The 566-nt window shown below is 65.0% G+C and carries 1 pseudogene; it reads left to right on the top strand.

The annotated features are described in order from the left end of the window. A pseudogene (locus tag EOA28_RS37920) lies at positions 1 to 566 on the top strand (hypothetical protein); the annotation flags it as partial.

Raw genomic sequence — 566 nt, 5'->3', positions numbered from 1 at the left:
GCAAGCGGCGGGACGCTGACGATCAAGAATGCCAATCGACCGATCGTGGTCGGCGGGCTCGACATCGACGTCGCGGGTGAGGCGCCGGCAATCGCCGAGCTTGCCTCCTACGAGCCGATCAATGCCATGCGCCATGTCGGGCTGGCGCCCGAGGACCTGTCCGGCACCGTTACCGGCCACGTCAGGGCAGACATTCCGCTGACGAGGGGCATGGACACCTCGAAGCTCGATTGGCTGGTTTCCCTCGACTATCAGGACCTGTCGCTCGCCAAGTCGTTCGAAGACCAGACCGTTACCGAGGCGGACGGCTCGATAACAGTGGGGCCAAAGCAGGCGGTGATTTCGGCGGATGCCAAGCTCAACGGCATTCCGGCCGAGCTCGATCTGGTCGAACCGCTCGCCGATGACGGGCCGGCGCGCAGCCGCAAGGTCACGCTGATCCTCGACGACAAGACGCGCAACGCCAGCATGCCTGGGCTGTCGGACCTGCTTTCGGGAACCATCAAGGTGGCGATCGACAAGAGCGGCGAGGACGCCCAGCAGGTCTCGGCGGACCTGACCAATGC

It is taken from the genome of Mesorhizobium sp. M2A.F.Ca.ET.067.02.1.1 (genome assembly GCF_004023285.1).
In the GTDB taxonomy this organism is placed as follows: Bacteria; Pseudomonadota; Alphaproteobacteria; order Rhizobiales; family Rhizobiaceae; genus Mesorhizobium.
The sequence above is the reverse complement of the archived record's forward strand: the minus strand, read 5'-3'. Positions and strand labels throughout refer to the sequence as shown.